The organism is Desulfurobacteriaceae bacterium, assembly GCA_039832905.1.
Classification (GTDB): domain Bacteria; phylum Aquificota; class Aquificia; order Desulfurobacteriales; family Desulfurobacteriaceae; genus Desulfurobacterium.
Genome location: JBDOLX010000063.1, coordinates 1 through 676, shown reverse-complemented (window position 1 = coordinate 676; position 676 = coordinate 1). Strand labels below are relative to the sequence as shown.

General features: G+C 44.8%; 2 protein-coding genes. Both read right to left on the bottom strand.

The genetic code is table 11. The annotated features are described in order from the left end of the window. Positions 1-188: hypothetical protein (locus ABGX27_04435; GenBank protein ID MEO2068740.1), on the bottom strand; the 188-nt coding region annotated here is incomplete at its 3' end. Beyond that, the coding region (gene thiE / locus ABGX27_04430) for a thiamine phosphate synthase (protein ID MEO2068739.1) at positions 181-676 on the bottom strand (496 nt) is incomplete at its 5' end. The genes thiE and ABGX27_04435, both read right to left, overlap by 8 nt.

Here is a 676-nt window from a genome sequence, read left to right as displayed (position 1 = left end):
GGGAGTATGGGTTTTAGAGGAACTGCCTTTAACTTCTCTCGGTTAAACAGGAGAGAAAGGATAAGTCCGATTCCTCCAACGGCAACTGCTATGTTATCCCCGGCTATTGACAGAGGAATTGTAAGTGCGAGTAAGTAAAAGGAGAGAATAATGGTTTTTTCTCCAAAATTTTGAAACTTTTCAGACATTCAGCTTCTCCTTGAGAACTTTAACGTTTAGGTACGGATCTCCGCTTTCAAATGCTGCCCTTACTACAGCCACACCGGCCGGTCTGCAACTTATTACGGGTTCAATGTTTTCTTTATTTATTCCGCCGATTGCTACTATCGGGATTTTTGATTCTTTTACCGCACTGCACAGAGCTTCGATCCCTGTAACAGGATCCGGATTTTCCTTCGTTGTCGTGGGAAAAATTGGCCCAAATCCCAGGTAATCGGCAATTCCTTTCTTGTTAGCCTCCCGCACCTGATTGATATTGTGGGTGGACAAACCGACTATGGACTCTTCTCCTACCAGTTTCCTAATTACCTCGACAGGGAGGTCTTCCTGACCCACGTGGACGCCGTCTGCTTTTACTGCCAGTGCAAGGTCAAGCCTGTCGTTTACTATAAACGGAATGTTGTAGCGTCCTGTGATTTCTCTAACCAAAAGAGCTTCCTGATACATTTCCTTTGTA